The sequence below is a fragment of the Membranihabitans marinus genome (assembly GCF_019802045.1).
GTDB classification, from domain to species: domain Bacteria; phylum Bacteroidota; class Bacteroidia; order Chitinophagales; family Saprospiraceae; genus Membranihabitans; species Membranihabitans marinus_A.
In genome coordinates, this window is the sequence record NZ_JAHVHU010000012.1 from 95,747 (window position 1) to 118,863 (window position 23,117).

A 23,117-nucleotide genomic window follows, 5' to 3' on the forward strand; every position below is an offset into this window, starting at 1 on the left:
AAAACGCTGATTGCTGCTTTGCTGGACACTGAATCTTTGTGTAAGTTGTCCTTTAGGGACATAGCATAGGTAGAAAAAACCAATTGGATTAGGCGAAGTGTTCCGTCAGGTACGCTTCAAAAGCGCAGGTTGATGCTCGGGAAGATCAGAAATGGTTATCTTGTGATTTGCAAAAATGGCCGATGAACTTTCGGCGGGCGGAGCGGTAACAAGGGGGAGCTGATTGCGGTCTGTAAATTGTCGAGATTGAACAAAGGCACAGAAATAGTTGTGTTATAAACTTCAGCACTATACGTATCAGCGTGTAAATAGATTCGACGCCATTGTAACGCAAAAAATAGAAAAAGTTAACGAATGAAGAAGTTGAAAATACAGATACCACTTATTCTTCCTGAAGTTCCTGATGAGAAGGATCAATGCGTGGACAAGTTAATGCAACAGTTGGAAGGCATTAATGGTCTGGAGCGGGTCCATGTGGATGCGAATACCGATCAAAATGTGCCCCAGCTTTGCTTTCATTACGATCCCGAGGTTATATCCATTGATCGGATTCAAAAGCTGGCTGAACAAACCGGTGCTGAAATCACCAAAAAATTTGGTCACAAACTCATAGAGGTGGAAGGGATCCGTCATGTCCGGCATGCCCGTCACATAGAGGAAAGCTTACGAGATAAGCATGGGGTGTTGGAAGCTTCGGTATCGGCCTCCGGAATGATTCGTCTGGAATTTGATCAGACGAAGATCACTGTGCCGGAAATACTTCAGGCGATCCGTGAGGAGGGATTGGATATTTCAGATTCTCAGGTCAGCGCAGAGCGTTTTCTACAGCAGGCGAACGGAGACGGTCAGACAGATCAGGATGTTTCAGAGCAGGATCATGATGAAGGTGCAGGTCACGATCATTCCCACGGCGGAATATTTGGTAAAAACACAGAGCTGATCTTTTCTATTCTCAGTGGGATTTTGCTTGGTGTTGGATTTGGCCTGTCTTTTATCGAAGCGGTACCTTTCTGGGTAAGTTTGACTCTGTATATTGGAGCTTACTTTTTTGGTGGATTTTACACCGCTAAAGAGGGTTTAGGCACCATTTTAAAAGGTGGATTTGATATTGATTTTCTCATGTTGGTCGCTGCAATAGGTGCGGCAATTCTGGGTGCCTGGGCAGAAGGTGCCTTGTTGTTGTTTCTATTTAGTCTCGGTCATGCCTTGGAGCATTATGCCATGAATAAAGCACGGAAATCCATCAGCGCGCTGGCAGATTTAGCACCAAAAACGGCTCTGCTTAAAAAGAATGGAAGCACGACGGAAGTCGATATTGAAGCCCTGAAGGTGGGGGATGTCATCGTAGTCCGGCCGAATAGTAAAATTGCAGCCGATGGCGTGATCATCAAAGGAAGCAGTTCTGTGAATCAGGCACCGATCACCGGAGAAAGTGTGCCGGTGGATAAGGAGCCGGTAAAAGATCCTGATAAAGACTGGTCGGCAGAAAAGGACATCAAAGAAGAACACAGGGTGTTTTCGGGTACCATCAATGGCAATCATTTGCTGGAAGTAAAAGTGATTAATGAGGCGAGCGATTCTACGCTTTCCCGGCTTGTCAAACTGGTTCATGAAGCACAAACTCAAAAATCACCGACGCAGCGATTTACAGATAAATTTGAAAAATATTTTGTGCCCGCTGTATTGGCCTTGGTCGTGCTCCTGCTCGGCGCTTTCCTGGTCATCGATGAGGAATTCAGTGACAGTTTTTACCGGGCGATGGCAGTATTGGTGGCGGCCAGTCCGTGTGCGTTAGCGATTTCGACACCCAGTGCCGTTTTGAGTGGTGTGGCCCGGGCCGCGCAGGGCGGTGTTTTGATTAAAGGCGGTCGGCCTTTGGAAGACTTGGGTGATTTGACGGCCATGGCTTTTGATAAAACCGGAACCCTGACCGAGGGAAGGCCAAAACTCACTAAGTTAATTGCCTTAGGCAGCCATAGTGAAGAAGAAGTTTTGAAATTGGCGGTGTCCGTAGAGCGTCTGAGTGAACATCCACTGGCAAAAGCGGTGGTGCGGGATGGAGAAGAACGTCTGGGGGGTATGGACATCCCTGCGGCACAGGATATGGAAGCAGTCCAGGGACGGGGTGTGAAAGCCTTCTTAGCCAACGATCAGGTGTACATGGGGAACCTGGATCTTTATAATGAAGTCGGAGGCCCTCCGCCCCCAGCTGAGGCAGCTGAAAAGGTGAAAGATCTGGAATCGGGTGGTCATACCACGATGTTGATCCGAAAAAATGAAGCGTATATTGGTATTATTGCGCTCATGGATACCCCAAGGAAAGACGCCAAAAGCACACTGGAGGCGTTGAAAAAGATCGGTATACGACGCATGGTGATGTTGACCGGAGACAACCAAAACGTAGCCGATGCGGTGGCCAAAGAAATAGGGATGTCAGAAGCGTGGGGAAGTCTGTTGCCGGAAGAAAAAGTGGCCGCTATTAAAAAGCTGAGGGAGAAAGAAGACAAGATTGCCATGATCGGTGATGGCGTGAATGACGCCCCGGCTATGGCGACCAGTACAGTCGGTATATCGATGGGGGCTGCAGGTAGTGATGTGGCACTTGAGACGGCGGATATCGCCCTGATGGCTGACCGGCTGGATGTTCTGCCGTTTGCAATAGGGCTGAGCAGGAAGGCGAACAATATCATCAAACAAAATCTTTTTATCAGTCTGGGAATGGTGGCACTATTAATTCCACTAACTGTTTCGGGAGTGGCATCCATTGGACCGGCAGTCGTGATGCATGAAGGATCTACCTTAGTGGTGGTGTTCAATGCGTTGCGGTTGTTGGCGTATAAGCGTTAGCCTCTGGAGCTCTTCTATTGCGATTTAAGATTCCAGATGGCTATAGGGTGACTGGAAAATGGCAGGTGTTTGGATTTGAAGTTTTGAACATCTCTGTTTTTCAATGCAGCTATCCAAAGATCGATTTTTGATATCCAGGTGGACAAACCAACAGACGAAGAATATGGGCCCAGATTCAGAGACTATAGATTTCTTTATCTTTGCACATAAATCATTTGAACAGAAATTTATGAAGATCTCCGGTTTTGGAATGGCGCGCAATGCCTCAAAATTGTACTATCCCGTCAAGCAGTCGATTGCTTCGATTTTACCCATCGTGGATGAATATGTATTTGCTCTGGGAAAAGGCGATGCGGATGACCGAACGCGTGAAGAACTATTGTCGTTGAATTCGGATAAGCTTAAAATCATTGACACGGTGTGGGATTTGGAAGAATTTCCCAACGGGACCGAGAATCCCCACCAGACCGATATCGCGAAAGAAGCCTGCACCGGAGACTGGTTAATTCACCTGCAGGCCGATGAGGTGTTGCATGAAGACGATCTGGACACCATCGTGAAGAAATGTGAACAACGGCTCGATGACCATCGGATCGAAGGATTTTTATTGAATTACCTGCATTTTTACGGGGATTATAATCACTATGCGCATCAACACGGCTGGTATCAGAAGGAAATACGCATTATCCGAAATCTTCCGGAAATTCATTCTTTCTGGACGGCGCAGTCTTTTCGTAAAATCCCCGATTTTGACGGAAAAAGCTATCAAAAGAAAGAAGGTACTGAAAAGCTAACCGTTGAATCCATCGATGCTATGGTATACCACTATGGCTGGGTACGCCCCCCTGCGGTGATGCAGCGAAAGTCCAAATCGCTGGAAACGATCCACCGGGGGGAAGCTACGGCGAATCAGATGTATGCGGATCGAGCCCTGCAGTACGATTATGGAGACATGACCCAAATGTCCCGTTTCCAGGGAACCCACCCGGCCGTGATGAAAGAATGGATGGAGGACTTTCATTGGAGAGATGATCTTACTTTCGAAAAAGGGTACCAGCCGCAGCGACCACTGATGAAGCACGAAAAAATGAAGTACAAACTATTGGGTTGGGTGGAGCAAAAATTACTGGGTGGGAAGCATTTGTTCCCCTATCACAACTGGAAAGAAATCAAACCGTAGTTCTAAGATGAATGATTAACAGTGGGTTCAGCCCTTTGTGTCCATTGGTTTTTATAAAGAATTGCATTTTTTACTTCTGAAGATAGCATCTGCACTTTTTAGTTTTACATGTGGAAAGGGTCGAGATGAAGCGATGTGAATTTCATTACTGAATGATATAACCCGCAAAAGTCAAACGTCGCCCAAATTTGGACTATGTAATATGCCCAATTTTGGGAATTAAGCAATTGATTCATTGCATTTTATGCATCATACTAGATTGACGTGGTGAATAAAGCGGGCTAAGGTGTTAAATCATGATATTTTATCATAACACGTCGGTAGTCAGGTTGAGCGAAGGACCTCAGAGCGGTCCCATTTTATTAGCATTTGCATACACAGATTTACCGACCCGGTTACGGGTCGCAGACCGAATATATTTTGCCATCAGAATCTCAAATCAGATTCAAACCATGTCGCATAATTTCACATCGTTTCTTTTTGTCGGCGCAACGGCGATGAATGGATACTTTTTTTGGATTGAATCCAAACCGATATTATTTACCACTCGAAAATAACCAACATTGCGACCTCTCTGAGGTCGAATCTTTTCTTACCCCATTTACTAATAAACTGTGACCCGCAAACGGGTCAATCCCGTTCGGTGTTTTAACTAACAGCCTAAGGTGTTAAATCATGATATTTTTACCACAACATGTCGGTAGTCAGGTTGAGCGAAGGACCTCAGAGCGGTCCCATTTTATTAGCATTTGCATACACAGATTTACCGACCCGGTTGCGGGTCGCAGACCAAATATATTTTGCCATCAGAATCTCAAATCAGATTCAAACCATGTCGCATAATTTCACATCGTTTCTTTTTGTCGGCGCAACGGCCGTGAATAAGGCGGGATAATGGTCAGTATACACAAAAAGTCGACCGGGAATTTTATGGCTAAAAAGAGATTCCTGACCAAATAAATCAGACCGATGTGGCGCCGGAACACTCAAAAATATTTTTATTTATAGATATGTTATTTCTTGTCACGGTCGAGAATTATTTTTCCACAATGTGTGGAATAGTTTATTATAAATAATTATTATATCTTTTGATCTTTGCAATCGGCTATCTGGAGATATTCCCTCCTCAACACCGGATGACTCAGCGCTGACAAAGCGGTAGTCGGTTCACTATCAGTCCGTCGTGACAATTGCGCAAATTTTTGAGTGAATAGTGCACGCTTCGACGAAACTTGTCTGAAAATTAAATGATTAATCAAATAAAAATATAAAATATGGGGATTTTTGACAAACGTATCCAGTACAAACCTTTTGAATACCCCGAAATTTATCAGTTTACCGAGGCGATTAATAAATCGTTTTGGGTGCATTCGGAGGTGGATTTTACGGCCGATGTACAGGACTTCCACTCGCATCTTTCTGTGGCCGAGCAAAACGCCATCAAAAATAGTTTGCTTGCCATTGCACAAGTCGAAGTGGCGGTAAAATCGTTTTGGGGCGATATTTACCACCATTTTCCCAAGCCGGAAATGAATGGCCTGGGCGCTACCTTTGCGGAATGTGAATTTCGGCATTCGGAAGCTTATTCTCGCTTGGTTGAAGTAATGGGGTACAACAATGAATTTATCAAATTGGTCGAGGTGCCCGTCATCCGGGAACGGATCGATTATTTATCGGCCGCGTTATCCTCTGCGAAGTCTCAGGATAAAAAGGCGTATACGTTATCATTGATTATGTTTTCCATCCTCATAGAAAATGTGAGCTTGTTCAGTCAGTTTGCCATTATCCTGTCTTTTACCCGATTCAAGGGTTTAATGAAAAATGTGAGTAATATAATTGCATGGACCTCCGTGGATGAGCAGATTCACGCCAATGCCGGGATTTACCTGATCAACATTATCCGGGAGGAGTATCCGGAGATGTTTGACAAGGAGACCGAATGGCGCGTGACAGAAATGGTCCGCCAATCCATCGAGGTGGAAGGACGTATCCTGGATTGGATTTTTGGAATGGGAGAAATAGAAACGGTCAATAAAGACAATCTGGTGAATTTTATGAAATTCCGGGCGGATGACAGCCTGAAGAAAATTGGAATTCCCGCTCAGTTTAATGTGACTCCGGACGATATTCGACCGATGGTTTGGTTTGAAGAAGAAGTCTTTGCAAACAGCCTGGATGACTTTTTTGCCAAACGACCCGTGGAATACACCAAGCACGATAAAAGCATCTCCGCATTGGACCTTTTTTAAAACACCGGACGGACGCGATTGATGGCGTCCAACCTCAGCAACTCAACAACTTAACGACTCAACAACTTAACTTAATGACCAACGATCAGCAACCAATGACCAATACTCCTGTTCAAGAACAACTTTTTGATACACCTGAATTTAAAACCCAAGAAAAACTTTGGTGGCTCAATGCCGAAAGCGAACAAATCCTGAACAGAGGATATCTCTTAAAGGGGGAGACGGTTCAGGGTGCCATAGACCGGATCACCACGGCTGCAGCCCAACGGCTCTACAAGCCGGAGCTGAAACCAGCTTTTCAGGAATTAATCGAACGGGGATGGATGAGCTTGAGTTCACCCATCTGGGCGAATATGGGAACAGAAAGAGGATTGCCGATTTCGTGTTTCAATGTATTTGTACCGGATAACATCGAAGGAATTACGCACAAACTGGGCGAAGTCATTATGCAGACTAAGATCGGCGGTGGGACTTCGGCGTATTTTGGCTCCTTGCGGGAACGAGGAAGTGCGGTTACGGACAATGGAAAGAGCAGTGGCGCCGTTAGTTTTATGAAGTTGTTTGACACAGCCATGGATACCATTTCCCAAGGCGGCGTTCGTCGCGGGGCATTTGCGGCGTATCTCGATATCGATCATGCGGACATCGAAGAGTTTTTATCCATCAAAGATATAGGCCATCCCATTCAAAACCTGTTCTTTGGTGTCTGCGTACCCGATTACTGGATGCAGGATATGATCGATGGCGACATGGCCAAGCGGGAAATATGGGCCAAAGTGCTTCAAAGCCGGCAGCAAAAAGGACTGCCTTACGTGTTCTTTTCAGACAATGTCAATCGGAACAAACCGCAGGTGTACAAAGATCAGCAACGTCGGATTTACGGCAGCAACCTCTGTTCGGAAATTATGCTCCCCTCCAACAAGGATGAATCTTTTATCTGTTGCCTGTCCTCCATGAACGTGGAGTTGTTCGACGAATGGAAAGATACCGAAGCCGTGAAGTTGGCGACTTTTTTCCTCGATGCGGTTCTGCAGGAATTTATCGTAAAGACAGAAGACAATCATTATCTGAAAAGTGCGAACGAGTTCGCCAAGAACCACCGGGCTCTCGGTTTGGGTGCGTTGGGGTGGCATTCGTATTTGCAGCGAAATAACATCCCGTTTGAAAGCATGGAAGCGAAGCAGCACACGACGCGGATTTTCAAAAACATCAGCGAAAAAGCGGAAAAGGCGACCAAAGAGCTGGCCTGGATCTATGGCGAACCCTCTATCCTGAAAGGATATGGTCGTCGAAACACGACGCTGATGGCGATTGCACCAACCACATCTTCCTCGGCCATTCTCGGTCAAACTTCCCCCGGTATTGAGCCATTTAGTAGTAATTACTACAAAGCAGGTCTGTCCAAAGGGAACTTTATCCGAAAGAATAAATACTTAAAAGAACTGTTGGCGGAAAAAGGACTGGATACCGAAGAAACCTGGCGAAGTATTATGCTTCATCATGGGAGTGTGCAGCATCTGCCTGGACTGTCCGAGCATGAAAAAAATGTCTTTAAGACTTTTAAGGAGATCAGCCAGCTGGAGATTATCCAGCAAGCTTCCATCCGTCAAAAATATGTCGATCAGGGCCAGAGCCTCAATCTGAATATCCCTTCCAATCTGCCGGTCAAAGAGGTCAATAAGTTGATGATCGAAGCGTGGAAACTGGGTGTGAAAAGTCTTTATTATCAGCGGAGTCAGAGTGTATCCAAAGAAATGGTGACCAATCTGGTGAGTTGTGAGAGTTGTGAGGCGTGAATTATTTTTTACTTTGTGGTGTAAAATTTTCTCATACTCTGCTCTGAAATCTTCTTCCTCGCCAACGAGTTGGGGTATGAATGAATAAAGTCCGACAAGTGAGGGGGCCAAAATGTCCTCACTTTGGATTGTTTCGGGGAGTATCCAACGAACTGTTTTATTGGTTTGAATATGGAGTAATGGAAGGAGACCTGGCAAGGGGAAAATACAGTCCGTTTGCGGATGAGAGGTCATAGCCAGGGTCGCGAGACCCTGGTTAGGGATCTATTACAACATGGAGTCCCCTGGGGACGATACTTAGACAGGTTTCGTTCGAATGAAACCTCTCACCTGCCCCATTCTTTAATCGCTAATTTCCGTTCTGGTGCCTATTGGTTGTACCTAGGTTTAAATGTGCGATAAAGACTGTTCTTTCCCGGTATTCTTGTGCCCGAGATCAGAATTTGAAGTTGAAGATAATTCTATGAAATAGTTTCGAAGCTATGTCAATTGGTATTTCGCCTAAACGCCTAAACGCCTAAACGCCAAGATAATCCAACCGCCGTTGGACTTCTGATTCCTCCCGGATTACAGCGTTGATTTTATCAAGCCGGATATCAAATTTCACCGGTGGAGCGCCTGCGGGCATGATGTAGGCAGCCCAATCGCGCATCAGCACAATAGTATTTAAAATGTGAAGCCCTTCGGCCGGATATTTAGCATCATATAAGGCCTGAGTCATCACGGAGGATGGATCTTCTCCTTTTTCCAGTGCCAAATACAACGCTGCCTGAACCTGTATAATCGGAACCGGATCTGAATGCATTATTTGGGCAATAAGCGATTCTGATAAGTCGGCTTTTTTATCCATAGAGGTCGCAGCGACCAATCCCCAATACCGTTGCCAGGGATCTGCTGAGCGCAGTGCAAGCGTCAGTTCTTTTTGAGCATTTGCACGACCCGGTAAGCAGAGGTTCCCCGTGCGTAAATAGGAATTAATTTCTTTTTTTTGGGTCTGACCATATGCGGCCGGATTGTCAAACGCCTCGTTGATCAAGACATATTCCGGGTAAAAGGATAGGTCGGGCATGCCGGTCAGCCAGTCATTGAGCATGTTTCGTAATTCAACCAGTTTATCAAGGTACTCTGGATTGTCGGCCAGATTATTTGTCTCATACGGATCAGCCTCCACATCGAAGAGCATTTCGGGCGGGCGCATTTCGAAAAAGCGGGACTGGGTATCATTTAGAGTTCCTGCTCTGTAAAGGCTGTCCCATTCCTGGTAGGCGAGTTGTTTATACCGGTAATTGTTCATCAGCCCATCTACATAGAACGGCTGAAAGCTCCGAATGTATTTGTACTTTCCTTTCCGTACTGCCCGCACCATATCGTACTTTTCATCAAACCGGTCGGCATAACTGTAGGTTTCATCCCGTTGATTTACTTCGAGTCTATCCACCTTGGAACTCAGAAAAGGTTTGCCGTCCATCTCTTCGGGTACCTCGATTCCAGCCAATGCAAGCACGGTCGGTGCCAGATCAATAAAACTTACAAAACCAGTGACGTCGGTCCCTGCTTCCACGCCTAGTATTTCTCGGTACTTTGGCGGTACATACATCACCAGAGGTACGTGCAGTCCGGTTTCATATAGATAGCCTTTGCTTCCGGGAAGCACGCCACCGTGATCGCCAAAATAGAAGATAATGGTATTGTCCATCTGTCCGTCCTTCTCCAACGCTTTTATGATGTCCCCAAATCGCTGGTCCATTTGCTGTATGCGGTCGCGGTAGGTTGCGTTTGTGTACCGAAACAACCCGGTGTTGGGGTGGTTGGGCTGGACATACACCTCTCGGGGTGCTTTGTGAGTTCCTTGGGTAGTCATTTCATCTGCGTCGAAATGGAGACTGCTTTCATGGGTCACTCCGATGTTGACCATATGGAAGAAGGGTTGGTCTGATCGGCGGTTTTTCCAGGAGGCTCTTTTCGAGGAATCATCCCATACGTCCGATGATTTTTCGAGGTTGTAGTCTTCTTTGCTGTTGTTAGAGGTATAGTAGCCGGCCTCTCGAAGGTATTCGGGAAACATTTTGAGGCCCTCATGCATCGGTACTTTCCGGATCTTACGGTGAAACTGGGCACCTATCCGAGGTGCATAACAACCGGTGATGATCGTAGATCGGGCGACACTGCACACCGGGGCATTGGAGAACGCGTGGATATACCGAAGTCCTTCTTTGGCAAGGGCTGTGATATTTGGTGTGGCCACGCCATTTTTATCAAACAGGGATAAATAGTGTTTGGAGTTATCTTCGGAAGTGATCCAGACGATGTTGGGACGATCGGGGTGTTTCGGATCGTTTTTCGGTTGACCGAGCAGAGAGGGTAAGGTCAGACAAATCAGAAATAGAATAAAAGGAGCAATATTCATAGATTAGAAGTGTTTGTTGGTCCGAATTCAGAAGTGCTTTTTTATGGTTAAAACCACCGCTGAGCTCGAAATAGTTTTATTGATCTAGGCCAGTCTAAATATACCACTTAACCATTGGATATCACAATCGTCTAAAATATAATGAGTGTATTTATTCTTGGCAAAATTGAATAAAATTTTTTGCTACAGTGTTTCATTAATGTAATATGAACCTTCTCCCATGGAGATCGCTATGTTCCAATTCACTTTCGCTGTAGTCCGTGCTTCCAATCGGACTCGGCACGAATCGGATTCTGTTCCTAACCAGGAAGTGCGTTTATGTTGATTGCACAATAGTCCGGTTTGCGGACGTAAGATCATAGCCAGGGTCGTGAGGCCCTGGAAAATGTAGAAGTGGATATGGAGTCCCATTAGGGACGACACGTATTACAACTTCAAGGTGGACCGCAGTCGTTCAATCGCACGATGGATATAAATCCGGGCCACATTGGGTTTGATTTCCATAATGGAGCTGATGTCTTTGTATTCGAGGTTTGAAAAGAAACGCAGGTACAGGGTCTGCTGCAGGTAATCGGGCAGGGTGCGAATTTCTTTTTGCAAACGATCGATGATTTCCTGTTCCTCTTCATTTTCCATCCATTTTTTCTCCGCGCTTTTCGTGATCATCATTTCGGAAAGTGTTTCGCGCAGTTTATCCTGGAGATCTTTGCGGGAGGCCATTTGTTCTTTGATGAGGTTATTGCGGAGCGAGCGAAAAAAGTACACATCGGGTCGATCCAGTCGTCGAGCTTTGCGCGGATTTTCTACGATCCAGATTAACAGCTGTTGAATGGCATCTTCTACGGCATGGCGATCCTGGGTGATGGTTCGTCCGTAATTGATAAACTGGTTGTAATGATCCAGGTAGAACGATCGGATAGCTTCTTCTTTCCCTTCTGCAATATGTTTGAGCACAACAATGAGCTCATTGGATTTTTCCTTTTTTGAGGCCATAAGACGGATCGATCAATCAGATGAGGTGTTAAAGTTAACAAAACATTTATGGATATAAAACATATTACGTCATCAGATGATTTCTAGCTGATTATTACGCTAAATAATAGCAAGATTTCTCGGACGTACGCAAAGGGTTATTTCACGGAGAGTCACGGAGGATTTTCACAGAGGATCACAAAGAAAATTATTTCTCACCAACAAGTTGGGGAACTTTTGCCCGCCAATAAATTGGGGGCTTTGCGTCAAGGCAAAGTATGAGAAGAATGAACTCCCCAAACCCCTCTTACAAGAGGGGCCACGAATTCAGGTATATAAACGATCTTTGTTTCATTTTAACAGCTGGTTTATTTTTAGAATATGGATTATAAGATTTTCACATTGTGATGCCTACGACATAAGATAAGTCAAGATTATTATTTTGTGGAAAGAATAAAAGCATGGATATGCAATAATGATCCAATTGCTATTCAAGCGTGTTTGGTACGTGTCTTTTGTAGCGGGCTGCATTGTCGAACATGGAGGGTGCGGGTGCAGCATAGCGGGTAAGCGTTATGTTCGACTAGACTTTTACTCCACTTTGTGTCATGACAAAGTGGAAGAAGGCTTTTATGGCAAAGTATGAGAAAGAATGAACTCCCCAAACCCCTCTTACAAGAGGGGCCACGAATTCAGGTATATAAACGATCTTTGTTTCATTTTAACAGCTGGTTTATTTTTAGAATATGGATTATAAGATTTTCACATTGTGATGCCTACGACATAAGATAAGTCAAGATTATTATTTTGTGGAAAGAATAAAAGCATGGATATGCAATAATGATCCAATTGCTATTCAAGCGTGTTTGGTACGTGTCTTTTGTAGCGGGCTGCATTGTCGAACATGGAGGGTGCGGGTGCAGCATAGCGGGTAAGCGTTATGTTCGACTAGACTTTTACTCCACTTTGTGTAATGACAAAGTGGAAGAAGGGTTTCATGACAAAGTGGAAAAGAAAATCATTTAAAGTATATAATCCACTCGTGTATTTTTCTGAACAAGATTTATAAGATTTCATGATCTGTCAGGATTTATACTGTTTTCTAGAAATATTAATATAGGTTTCCCTAGCCCTGTCGCTTGTGGCGGGCTGGCATGGGAAAACGCGTTGGAGCGGGTGAAGCATTGCGGGCAAACGTTCGTTTTTCTCCACCAATAAATTGGGGACAAGCTTGATTTTTGACTGCCAATAAGTTGGGGGCAGGCTCTACTTTTCGTGAAGGCGAAGATTGAAAGAATATTATATAAAGTATATCATCCACTCGTGTATTGTTCTGAATAAGATTGATGAGATTTCATGGTCTGTCAGGATTTATAAAGTTTTCTAAAAAAAATATAGGTTTCTCTGAGTCTTATTGCTTTGGGCGGGCGAGCAAACGAAAAAATGCGTGGGTGACTGAGTAAAGTCTCGGCTAGGCCGAGGCCAAATGTCCAGTGGATATTTGACGAAAGAACCAAAACGTCCTCGTTTTGGACGGGTAGCTTGGTGGGCGTGGCGGATGCCAGCCTAGTGCGTAAGCATTCATTTTTTCTCCGCCAATAAATTGGGGACAGGTAGATTTTTGCCCACCAATAAATTGGGGGCAGGCTCAACTTTGGGCCATGCCAAAGTTGAAAAGAGAATTACCAAATATTTTTAGGAAATTATGATGTCTGGTAAGGTGCACACATTCAGTGTGTTACAATCATCAGGAGATTGGAAAGAGAAATTTTATTTAAAATAATTCCTAAAACACGTTAACAAAACCCCAACTTCTCACTCTATTCATTAAAGCAATCAAAAAACACCAATACAAATCATACCAAGAGCGAAGCGTACCAATGACCAAAAACCAACACACAAATGATACCCATCGGCAGATGATCGACTATCTGGAAGATTTTGAATTCCGGAGCTGGATCCTTGATCCGGATGGTCAGGCCATTGAAAAAAGCCAATTTTGGGAGAATGAAGTCGAGACGAATGAGGCTGCCCGCCGAGCCCGGTACGTCATGCAGTCGCTCCAGGCTCATTTTGAGCAGAATCAGTTGTCGCAGGAAGAGATTGCACAGCGGCTGGATCAGGAAATCGAAAAGTACAGGACAAAGAAAAGAGATTCCAGCAATCGCAGCCGAAAAGCGGTTTATGTATGGCGGGCAGCGGCAGCGGTATTTCTTTTAGCCGGCTTCTTTTTTCTGGTGAAATGGATGAACCGGCCTCTGGATATTTATCAGACCGGGTATGGCGAGCAATTAACCATAGAACTTCCGGACTCCTCAGTGATCCAGTTGAACAGCAATTCAACGCTGACCTGGAACCGCCAATGGGAAAAGGATCACGAAAGAGTGGTAATCCTTGAGGGCGAAGCCTTTTTCAACGTTAAGAATCAGAATGATATACCTTTTCGGGTACGTACGGAGGATATAACGGTTAATGTGACGGGCACGCAGTTTAATGTCAACAACCGACGTCAGAAAACAATGGTGTTTCTGGAAGAAGGGAAGGTGGATGTGGAAGTCAGAGAACGGCCGGATAAAAGATATGAACTGGTTCCGGGAGAAGAGCTGGTCTATCAAGCCACCACCCAAGAAGTGGAGCAAAAAAGGGTAGAGGAAGCAGTAGAGGTGTCCGGTTGGAAAGAAGGGCTGTTGATTTTTCGCGATGAACCGCTGATGCAGGTGTTGGAATCGGTGTCGGACATCTATGGCAAGGAATTCGTGACGAAGGATTCGGTACTGCTGCACCGGAATATAACGACGACTATCCCACTGACCAACTGGGAAGTGAGTCTGACGGCGATACAGCTGGCGATGAAACTGGAGGTGGAAGAAGATCAGGATACGATACGCATAAAAGAACAAAAATAAATAAAGGGATTTGCAAGCTGGGATAAGCTTCGAGCGTAAGATAGCCCGAACATAGAAGCTCAAACAAAAAAAGGTTGAAAGAACTTGGACCTTCTTTCAACCTCATAAATAATACATTAATAGGTATCACACTAAAAACACAAAAGTATGAAATTTATTTTACACCTCAAATCCAGCATCCTTTTGCTGGTGGCGCTGAGTTCGGGAGTCGGCATACTCCACGCTCACGAAACAGATAAAAACCCGGATCAGGATGAAAAATTATTAATCGAAATTCTCGATGAGATCAGCCGGGAGCACCAGCTTTATTTTACCTATGACAGTGATCTGATCAAAGGGGTGACCGTGAACTACGAGAAGCGCGAAGGCGAAAGTGTACGCTCGATTCTGACCCGTGTATTGGCCGAGGTGAATATGGATTTTCAAATCTTTGAAGAACGGTTTGTGATTCTCTATAGTAAAGACGAGGCCGGATTGAGATCGCTCGAGCAAATGATCAGTCATATGGAGGCCATCGTCAAAGACCGGAAAGAGGCATTCGCCAACCGTCGTGTCCCGCCCATTGCCCGGCTCAATTCAGACAAGTGGACTGACGTAAACCGCAAGCGGCTGGTCTTGAATGTGACGGGTCGGGTGATGGATGCCAGTGGAGAGCCTTTGATCGGTGTGAATGTTCAGGTCAAGGGAACCAATAAAGGTACGGCTACGGATTTGGATGGCCGGTTTTCTTTTAGTGATATTGATGATAAAGCGGTATTGGTGGTATCATATATTGGGTATAAAACCCAAGAGGTAGCTGTGGATGGACAGACGAGTTTGACTATCGTGATGCAGGAGGATGCACAGACCTTGGATGAGGTGGTTGTAGTGGGGTATGGGGAAGTGAAGAAAAGTGATCTCACTGGAAGTGTAGCTTCTATTGGGCAAGAAAAAGTTAATGCGTTCCCGACATCAAATGTTTTGCAGGCGATATCTGGACGTGCTGCCGGAGTACAAGTTAAACAAAATTCAGGTGCACCAGGTGCGCCTATAAGCGTAAGGATTCGAGGAACGAATTCTATTCAAGGTAGTAATGAACCTTTATATGTAATTGACGGATTTCCATATTCTGGCAGTAACCCTGTGTTGCTTAGTAATTCTGATATTGAGAGTATTGAAGTTTTAAAAGATGCATCTGCGGTTGCAATATATGGATCGAGGGGGGCAAATGGAGTAGTACTTATAACAACAAAAGGCGGAAGTTCTGGAAAAAGTAATATTTCCTTTGAATCAAGTTATGGTTCTCAAAAAATCAGGAAGACGTTAAATATGTTGAATGCAAATGAGTATGCCTCATTTTATACTTTGCAACAAGAAAATGACGGAGAAAAGAATTACTTTAGCCAAGATGACATAAATGAATTCGGAAAAGGTTTTGATTGGCAAAATTTCGTATTTAAAAATGCTCCCATAGTAGATAATAGTTTAACAATTGATGGAGGAAATGAAAATGCCCGATATTTGATATCTGGTAGTGTCTTTGATCAAAATGGAATTATTGAAGGAAGTGGATATAAGAGATATTCTGTGGCTTCAAAACTAGACTTTAGCGTAACAGAAAAATTCACAGTTAATTTCTCAGGTATTTTATCACGTACAAATCAATTAAATCAAAACTCAAGTGGTGCTCGATTTGGCGCGTCTCTTATAAGTTCTATATTATCATCCCCACCTACTCTACAGCCATATAATGAGGATGGAACTTATAAAAATCTATCTATAGCATATCCATTTGTTTCTGAGGGACTTACTAATCCGATAAATTATACTAAAGAGACGATCAATAGGAATCTTGCGAATAGACTTCTCTTGAACGGGTCTTTATCTTACGAACTATTACCAAAATTAGTTCTAAAGATTTCAGGTGGAATAGAAAATACTGATAGTAGGAGTGATAATTACAGGTCTTTAAATTTTGTAAATTCCAGGGGTAGTGCAAGTGTGTCTTCCAGTCAGTTCTACAGCTTACTTAATGAAAATACATTGAGTTATTCCAATTCTTTTCTAAATATCCATAACCTGAATGCAGTCGGTGGATTTACATATCAAAGTTTTAATAGTACTTCTTTATCTGGTTCTGGGAGTGAATTTTTAAGTGATGTAACAGAAACAAGTAGTTTGCAATCAGCTGGTGTTAAAGGAATACCAACTACCGGGTATTCTAAATCCGTATTATTATCGTACTTAGGCCGGATAAATTATAATTATAACAATCTGTATTATGCGACTTTAAGTATGAGAGCCGATGGATCTTCTAAATATAGTAAAGGACAAAAATGGGGTTATTTCCCATCTTTCGCGTTAGCCTGGAGATTAAGCAGTGAAAGTTTTTTCCCTAAAGATATGTTTATTTCTGATTTTAAACTACGGGGAAGCTGGGGGGAAACAGGTAGTCAGGCTATTGGACCTTATTCCACCTTAAGTATTTTAAATCCCGGCACGACAGTTTTTGAAAATTCTCTTTACACAACGATGGCGCCAGGTTCACGACTTCCAGGTTCATTAAGATGGGAAACAACTAAGCAGATTGATATTGGAGTAGATATAGGATTGGTTAGTAACCGAGTTGAATTGGCAATTGATTACTACAATAAGCAAACTAGTGATTTATTGAATTCTGTTCAATTACCATCTTCGACAGGTTATACAAATACAATTCAAAATGTAGGTGAAGTATCCAATAGAGGGATAGAATTGGGGGTAAATACGAATGCGATAAATACTGAAAATATTGTTTGGGATTTAAATGGTAATATCGCATTTAACAAATCAGAAGTAATAAAACTGTATGAAGGGCAAGATATCCCGGGAGGATATTTCGACATGTTGGTTATAACCGATAATGCTACATTACTCAGAGAAGGGTTACCAATGTCTATTTTTTATGGATATGATGAAGATGGTTATAATGAAAATGGTGGAATTAAATACAAAGACATAAGTAATGATGGGGAAATAAACGAGGATGATAAGGTTGTAATTGGAGATCCTAATCCTGATTTTATTTACGGTCTAAATTCATTTTTATCTATAAAAAATTTTGATTTATCAATATTTCTTCAGGGAACATATGGCAATGATATTTTCAATGTAAGTAAGATTGACCATACATTGAATTATGGTTATGGTGTAAATCAATTAAAAGAAGTTCTGTATGAGAACTGGAATAATAGTGATAGTCCTAAATTTCCAACAATTACACGGAATCAGCCTTTGCGGATATCAGATAGGCTGGTTGAAGACGGATCTTATCTTCGATTAAAAAACGTTGAATTAGCATATAACTTTTCTGTTCCTGCTATTTCTTTGGAAAAGGCTAAAGTGTATATAAGTGCACAAAACCTTCTAACTATCACAGATTATTCCTGGTGGGACCCAGAAGTCAATTCTTATGGTGGGTCAAGTTCTATTGCACAAGGGATTGACCACAATACTTACCCAACTTCAAAATCCTATAATGTTGGGTTGCGAATCACATTTTAATTAAAATAAATAATCAATCATGAAATATTTAATTTACATATCGGCATTATGCATTACTTTGAGTTGTACAGATGATCTAATTGAGTCTCCAAAGTCACTTGTCGTTGAATCGTTTTATAATACAAAAGCAGAAGTTGAGACAGCTATAGCTGCAATTTATGACCCCTTTAGAAGCGGGAGTGTATTTGGAGCAATATATCTTTCTCAACAAGAATGCAAATCGGATCAAATAAGAGAATGTAGAGGAAGCTGGGTTCCCGTAAGTGAGTTTGAAGGATTAAACAATACAAATATTTCACGGATAAGTGGTACATGGGTGCAATTATATAGGAGTATTCGGAATGCTAATTTAGTTATAGGGAATGTCTCAAATGGTAAGGAACTTACGGAATCTGAGAAGGCACAGTACATTGCTGAAGCAAAATTTTTAAGAGCCTTAGCATATTTTCATCTTGTAAGAAATTGGGGTGGAGTGCCTCTAAGGACTGAAGAAAATTCTGATGAAGCTGACTTATCGAGGAATAGTGTAGATGAGGTTTATGATTTGATTCAGGAAGATTTGGTATCTGCTGAAAAAAGTCTACCAACAAGCTCAATATCTGGCAGAGCTAATATCTGGGCTGCTAAAGCATTATTGGCGGATGTATATCTTAATCTAGAAAAATATTCACTTGCAGCAGAAAAAGCAAATGATATTATCAAGTCAGGAAATTTCTCTTTAGTTCCAGTCGAGAAGCCAGAAGATTTTGAATTACTTTATGGATCATCTGTTGTTGGTTCGCCAGAAGTGATATTTTCCTTTAACTTTAATGAAACCTCGGGATGGAGTCATGTCAGATATGCACACGGAGTAAATGTACCTTATTTAGGCGTAAGCGGATATTATGTATTTTATAGTGATGCACAGCAACCCAATTATGTCAACTGGGATGATAATGATCTAAGAAAACAATACAACTGGTATTCCTGGGATACTCCTTTAGGAGAGCTTTTGATGAATAAAAAATTCAGTGATCCTGGTCAACTTGTGGCTAGGAATGATTACCCATTATATAAATATTCAGAAATTCTATTGCTTTATTCAGAGGCTATATCTAGAAGTAAAGAAAGTCCTTCAGAAGAGGCAGTGAATGCTTTGAATCAGGTTCATAGACGTGCATATGGGTACAATTCTGAGAATGGTAGCCCAGTTGATTTTGTAGTCGAAGATTTTAATTTGGAAGAACTAATAAATATAATCATTAAAGAAAGAGGATATGAAACTCAAGGGGAAGGTAAGAGATGGTTAGATTTGAAAAGGTTGGGAAAAGCGAAGGAATATATCAAGGAAACTCTCAACAAGGAAGTATCAGATAAAAGTCTATTATGGCCCATTCCAGATAATGAAATTAATTTCAATAAAGCAATTAGTCCTTCTGACCAGAATCCAGGTTATTAATGGACGCTACTGCCAATTAGAATATTCTCATCAGGACATTAGGTTAACGATAACATAGATACATTATATGTAGTATGGTACTTTCGGGTCTCAGTAATCCTTTCTGGTTGAAGGATTAAAAAGCTTATTGGTTCCTACATACTGATTATTTTAAGCGATGAATTTGATTCTTAGTTAAAAGAGTTATGAAATAATTATATAAAAACAATGTATACATGGAAAAAGAAATGATACCAGAGATAATTGCACCCAAAGACAAAAAGATTTGGGCGTGCTTCATGCACTTGTCTTTCAATTTTGCAGGAGGTATTCGAAATTGGGGAGGGCTACGTACCGAATTTGAACCAGATATCTCCACATGGGATGCCGCAATTGATGAACTGGCTAATCAGGGGATCAACATGGTGTTAATGAATTTGGATGATTCTGTGTTATGGGATAGTCATCCTGAAATTGCTTTAAAAAATGCATGGACACCGGAGAGGCTAAGGATTGAATTAGATAAAATACGCAAAAAAGGGATCGAGCCAATTCCAGTATTAAACTTTGCTGCTACTCATGATGCCTGGTTGGGGGAATACTCAATGATGGTCTCAACTCCCAAGTACTACGAAGTGTGTTCAAATTTGATATCGGAAGCTATCGATATATTCGACGGTCCCCGGTTTATACATTTTGGAATGGATGAGGAAGACATTGGTTATCAAAAGCATTTTGATTATATAGTCATTCGTCGTGAAGAGCGATGGTGGGCCGATCTATACTTTTACATTGGGGAAGCATTTAAAAAAAGTGTGAGACCATGGGTTTGGTCAGACTATATGTGGCATTATCCGGATGAGTTTTTCAAGATGATGCCTAAATCTGTTGTTCAAAGTAATTGGTATTATGGAGAAGCATTTGAAAAAGACAATACACGTGTGAAAGCTTATCTTGAGTTGGAAAGGGAGGGGTATGATCAAATTCCAACTGGTAGTTTTCACGCCAGGCCAGCTGATGATTTTAAAGCAACAAATGAAACTAACATTGGAAAAACGGTTCAATTTTGTTCTGAACATATTAGTGATGATAGGTTAATGGGGTTCATGCAAACATTTTGGATGCCTACGACAAAGAAGTTCGAGCCAATTATTTTAAAAGCAATTGACTTAATGGGTGCTGCAAAGAATAGATTTTATAATAAATGAATATAAATTGAAAAATTAATGAAAATGAATGTAAAGGAGACAGGTGTTAGTTATTATGGACTAAGTTACCCAGAGCATGCGAAACGTGACTTCCAGGAAATGATTGATCATAATTGTAATGCTGTATTACTGGCATTGTCAGAGTATGATATAGATTTTTGGTTTCCTAATATTATTAAAATTGCAAAAGTAGCCAAGGATCTGGGTCTAAAGGTTTATCTGAATACATGGGGAATAGGAAAGTGGTTTGGAGGTGAACCACCAAGTAATTTTTTAACAAATAATACAAAGAACAGACAAGTTTCTGCCTTTACTGGAGAGCCACTTCCTGCAGCATGTTTTAATACGAAAGCTTTTCAAGACTATTTCTATAAAATTTGTGAGAAATTGGCAAAAGAAGTCGATGCTGATGGTTTCTTTTGGGATGAACCTCACTATGCATTACCAAAGAGTTATGCTTCCATCACTGGCGGCGCGGGCGATGATTGGTCGTGCCGGTGCAATGTTTGTCAAAATAAATTTCATGAGGCATATGGTTACAAGATGCCTCGTGTATTAACAAAAGAAGTTATAGCTTTCAGAGAGGACAATGCTTTGCATATTTTAGAAAATGCTGCAAACCTTATTAAGGGCATTAGACCAGAATCTAAAATAATATGCTGTGTTCATGCTACCTTGAATACATATTATGTAAAAGAAAATAGGGGATATGATGATTGGGACAAAGTGGGAGCTGTAGATGATTTTGACGTTTTTAGCACAACTATTTTAAATTATCAATTACCAGATTCATTCTTTAAATCGATCACCCAGCGAACGATGGATATCGCTCATAAATATGATAAAGGATCTCAACGGTGGATAATGAATTATTATCAAGAGCCAGAAGATTTAGGGAAAATCAAAGAAATTGCCCACCTGTACAATGATTTAGGCGTTGAAAGCCTTTTTGCATGGACTTACAGGGGAGGACATGGCACTGTATTGGCTGCTCCGAATGCATTAAAAATGTGGGACATGTTGGGAGAGGCTTATGGGGAAGTTTTAAATCCGGATTACAAAATTAAATAATATAAACTATGAATGATTTAGGATATTTAGACAAAGTAACTTCTGTTATAAATAGAGTTCGTGAAGAACAAATGGACAACATACTGAAAGGAGCTGAATTGATGGCAAAAGCAATCGAGAAAGATGAGTTAATTCATGTGTATGGAGGAGGAGGCCATACGACTTTAGTAATGGGTGAAATATTTTTCAGGGCCGGTGGTTTGGCCAATATTAACCCAATCATGGAACCCGGATTGTCCGTATTTAATCAAGCCCTTAAGTACCTTGAGTTGGAGCGAACTGTGAATTATGGAAGTAGTATAGTAAAATACTTTAGGATTCAACCAGGCGAAGTATTGATTATATTTCATAATATAGGTATAAATCCTGCCACCATTGATGCTGCAATGGAGGCGAAGGAGAATGGAGCCAAAATAATTGCGGTTAGTTCATCCTATTGGCAAAATGAAATGCCAAAAGATCATGATATACGGCACCCAAACGCTAAAAATCTTTTTGATTATGCAGACGTATGCATTGATGATTATAATCCTGTCGGAGATTCAGTTATTGAGGTTAAGGGCTTAGATTCAAAGATAGGTCCCATTTCCAATATGGTAGACTTTTATATCGCCCATTTACTTGAAATTATTGCCATCCAAAAATGTGTTGAAAGGGGTGTTGAACCGCCGATTTGGGCGAGCGCGAATGCACCAGGAGGTGACGCCATTAATCAGAAATATATAGATAAATACCTGCCCAGAATTAAATATCTATAATTATGAATACACATACTCATAGAAATAATAATGATCTACATGAATCATTAAAGATGTTATTCGACAAATACGATGTTTCCCTGTCGAATGATTTTGAATTAAGCGGTATAACAAGTGCACCAGATGTGATGCATCTTCTTCCTGGTTGGAAATTTTCGAAAGATCTAAGTGATAATTATGTGCCATTATTGCCCTGGAGATCAAATAGAAAATTTATTGAACTGAAAAATATTGTTGAAACACAGACCATTGAAGATGTCGCATTGATGAGATTATCTTGTTACTCTATCGATCATGATCTGTGGCCTCTGAAAGCTATACTATATAGAGAATTGGATTTGTGTGAATTTTTAAGCGGATCTAAGATTGCTACTCTCAATCATGTTGCTAATAAATCTGGAGAATGTGTAAATATAGTTGTAAAATTAGAAAATGGAGTTTTATGCAGTATCGAAATTGGGATGGACCTAACCGATAGTATTTCTATGCCACCATTAATAGAACGACATGAGATTATCGGTGCACGTGGAACGTGTAGTGATTTAGTTGTAGATACTCAAATACCACAAAGTTCAATTTATGCCTTCACTCAAAATGGGATGGAAATATATAATGATATTGATATGGAGCTTTTTGGTTATGAACCTTTCGAAGTTGACCATATAAGATCAGCATTTCAAGCTTACCAGCATCCTGAGGTAGTCAGTGAATCGATATTACAACACGTGCATTTATACTTTCTGATGGAAGGCGTGATGGAAACTTTACCAAATTAGTATTATAG

The 23,117-nt window shown here is 41.8% G+C and carries 14 protein-coding genes; 11 read left to right on the forward strand and 3 right to left on the reverse strand.

The window, feature by feature from the left end; genetic code table 11:
• Positions 1-354: 354 nt before the first annotated feature.
• The 4 genes from KUV50_RS13505 to KUV50_RS13520 all read left to right on the forward strand — a co-directional run bounded on the left by KUV50_RS13505 (position 355) and on the right by KUV50_RS13520 (position 8,072).
• Positions 355-2,847: a heavy metal translocating P-type ATPase gene (locus KUV50_RS13505; protein WP_222580701.1), complete on the forward strand. Its 2,493-nt coding sequence runs from the start codon at positions 355-357 to the stop codon at positions 2,845-2,847.
• A 229-nt stretch (positions 2,848-3,076) separates the two neighbouring features.
• On the forward strand, positions 3,077-4,027 hold the full coding sequence (locus KUV50_RS13510) for a hypothetical protein (protein WP_222580702.1): 951 nt from the start codon (positions 3,077-3,079) through the stop codon (positions 4,025-4,027).
• 1,274 nt (positions 4,028-5,301) lie between these two features.
• Entirely contained in the window at positions 5,302-6,276 is a 975-nt protein-coding gene (locus KUV50_RS13515; protein ID WP_222580703.1) for a ribonucleotide-diphosphate reductase subunit beta, read from the forward strand.
• A 95-nt stretch (positions 6,277-6,371) separates the two neighbouring features.
• Complete coding sequence (locus KUV50_RS13520; protein WP_410000059.1) at positions 6,372-8,072, forward strand: ribonucleoside-diphosphate reductase subunit alpha; 1,701 nt, start codon at positions 6,372-6,374, stop codon at positions 8,070-8,072.
• A 517-nt stretch (positions 8,073-8,589) separates the two neighbouring features.
• Here KUV50_RS13520 and KUV50_RS13525 read toward each other — a convergent pair.
• From KUV50_RS13525 to KUV50_RS13535, 3 genes are all read right to left on the reverse strand, one after another.
• Positions 8,590-10,479, reverse strand: coding sequence for a sulfatase (locus KUV50_RS13525; RefSeq protein WP_222580705.1), 1,890 nt, complete (start codon positions 10,477-10,479; stop codon positions 8,590-8,592).
• 183 nt (positions 10,480-10,662) lie between these two features.
• Entirely contained in the window at positions 10,663-10,890 is a 228-nt protein-coding gene (locus KUV50_RS13530) for a hypothetical protein (RefSeq protein ID WP_222580706.1), read from the reverse strand.
• Positions 10,891-10,905: 15 nt separating this feature from the next.
• A complete protein-coding gene (locus KUV50_RS13535; RefSeq protein ID WP_222580707.1) occupies positions 10,906-11,472 on the reverse strand; it encodes an RNA polymerase sigma factor in 567 nt (188 codons plus the stop codon).
• A gap of 1,859 nt (positions 11,473-13,331) precedes the next feature.
• On the opposite strand from KUV50_RS13535, the gene KUV50_RS13540 reads away from it, so the two are divergent.
• From KUV50_RS13540 to KUV50_RS13570, 7 genes are all read left to right on the forward strand, one after another.
• Positions 13,332-14,357 (forward strand): FecR family protein, encoded by a 1,026-nt coding sequence (locus tag KUV50_RS13540; protein ID WP_222580708.1) that lies wholly within the window; start codon positions 13,332-13,334, stop codon positions 14,355-14,357.
• A 147-nt stretch (positions 14,358-14,504) separates the two neighbouring features.
• Complete coding sequence (locus KUV50_RS13545) at positions 14,505-17,879, forward strand: SusC/RagA family TonB-linked outer membrane protein (RefSeq protein WP_222580709.1); 3,375 nt, start codon at positions 14,505-14,507, stop codon at positions 17,877-17,879.
• A gap of 19 nt (positions 17,880-17,898) precedes the next feature.
• On the forward strand, positions 17,899-19,317 hold the full coding sequence (locus KUV50_RS13550; protein ID WP_222580710.1) for a RagB/SusD family nutrient uptake outer membrane protein: 1,419 nt from the start codon (positions 17,899-17,901) through the stop codon (positions 19,315-19,317).
• 215 nt (positions 19,318-19,532) lie between these two features.
• Positions 19,533-20,504, forward strand: coding sequence for a hypothetical protein (locus KUV50_RS13555; RefSeq protein WP_222580711.1), 972 nt, complete (start codon positions 19,533-19,535; stop codon positions 20,502-20,504).
• Between the two features lie 18 nt (positions 20,505-20,522).
• Positions 20,523-21,575, forward strand: a complete 1,053-nt coding sequence (locus KUV50_RS13560) for a hypothetical protein (protein WP_222580712.1) — start codon at positions 20,523-20,525, stop codon at positions 21,573-21,575.
• Positions 21,576-21,583: 8 nt separating this feature from the next.
• Complete coding sequence (locus KUV50_RS13565) at positions 21,584-22,333, forward strand: sugar isomerase domain-containing protein (protein ID WP_222580713.1); 750 nt, start codon at positions 21,584-21,586, stop codon at positions 22,331-22,333.
• 2 nt (positions 22,334-22,335) lie between these two features.
• Positions 22,336-23,109, forward strand: coding sequence for a hypothetical protein (locus KUV50_RS13570; protein WP_222580714.1), 774 nt, complete (start codon positions 22,336-22,338; stop codon positions 23,107-23,109).
• Positions 23,110-23,117: the final 8 nt, after the last annotated feature.

What these genes read in the sequence shown, in the direction of transcription:
- KUV50_RS13505 (WP_222580701.1), top strand. Translation starts at nt 355, where the DNA reads ATGAAGAAGTTGAAAATACAGATACCACTTATTCTTCCTGAAGTTCCT.
- KUV50_RS13510 (WP_222580702.1), top strand. Translation starts at nt 3,077, where the DNA reads ATGAAGATCTCCGGTTTTGGAATGGCGCGCAATGCCTCAAAATTGTAC.
- KUV50_RS13515 (WP_222580703.1), top strand. Translation starts at nt 5,302, where the DNA reads ATGGGGATTTTTGACAAACGTATCCAGTACAAACCTTTTGAATACCCC.
- KUV50_RS13520 (WP_410000059.1), top strand. Translation starts at nt 6,372, where the DNA reads ATGACCAATACTCCTGTTCAAGAACAACTTTTTGATACACCTGAATTT.
- KUV50_RS13525 (WP_222580705.1), bottom strand. Translation starts at nt 10,479, where the DNA reads ATGAATATTGCTCCTTTTATTCTATTTCTGATTTGTCTGACCTTACCC.
- KUV50_RS13530 (WP_222580706.1), bottom strand. Translation starts at nt 10,890, where the DNA reads ATGGGACTCCATATCCACTTCTACATTTTCCAGGGCCTCACGACCCTG.
- KUV50_RS13535 (WP_222580707.1), bottom strand. Translation starts at nt 11,472, where the DNA reads ATGGCCTCAAAAAAGGAAAAATCCAATGAGCTCATTGTTGTGCTCAAA.
- KUV50_RS13540 (WP_222580708.1), top strand. Translation starts at nt 13,332, where the DNA reads ATGACCAAAAACCAACACACAAATGATACCCATCGGCAGATGATCGAC.
- KUV50_RS13545 (WP_222580709.1), top strand. Translation starts at nt 14,505, where the DNA reads ATGAAATTTATTTTACACCTCAAATCCAGCATCCTTTTGCTGGTGGCG.
- KUV50_RS13550 (WP_222580710.1), top strand. Translation starts at nt 17,899, where the DNA reads ATGAAATATTTAATTTACATATCGGCATTATGCATTACTTTGAGTTGT.
- KUV50_RS13555 (WP_222580711.1), top strand. Translation starts at nt 19,533, where the DNA reads ATGGAAAAAGAAATGATACCAGAGATAATTGCACCCAAAGACAAAAAG.
- KUV50_RS13560 (WP_222580712.1), top strand. Translation starts at nt 20,523, where the DNA reads ATGAAAATGAATGTAAAGGAGACAGGTGTTAGTTATTATGGACTAAGT.
- KUV50_RS13565 (WP_222580713.1), top strand. Translation starts at nt 21,584, where the DNA reads ATGAATGATTTAGGATATTTAGACAAAGTAACTTCTGTTATAAATAGA.
- KUV50_RS13570 (WP_222580714.1), top strand. Translation starts at nt 22,336, where the DNA reads ATGAATACACATACTCATAGAAATAATAATGATCTACATGAATCATTA.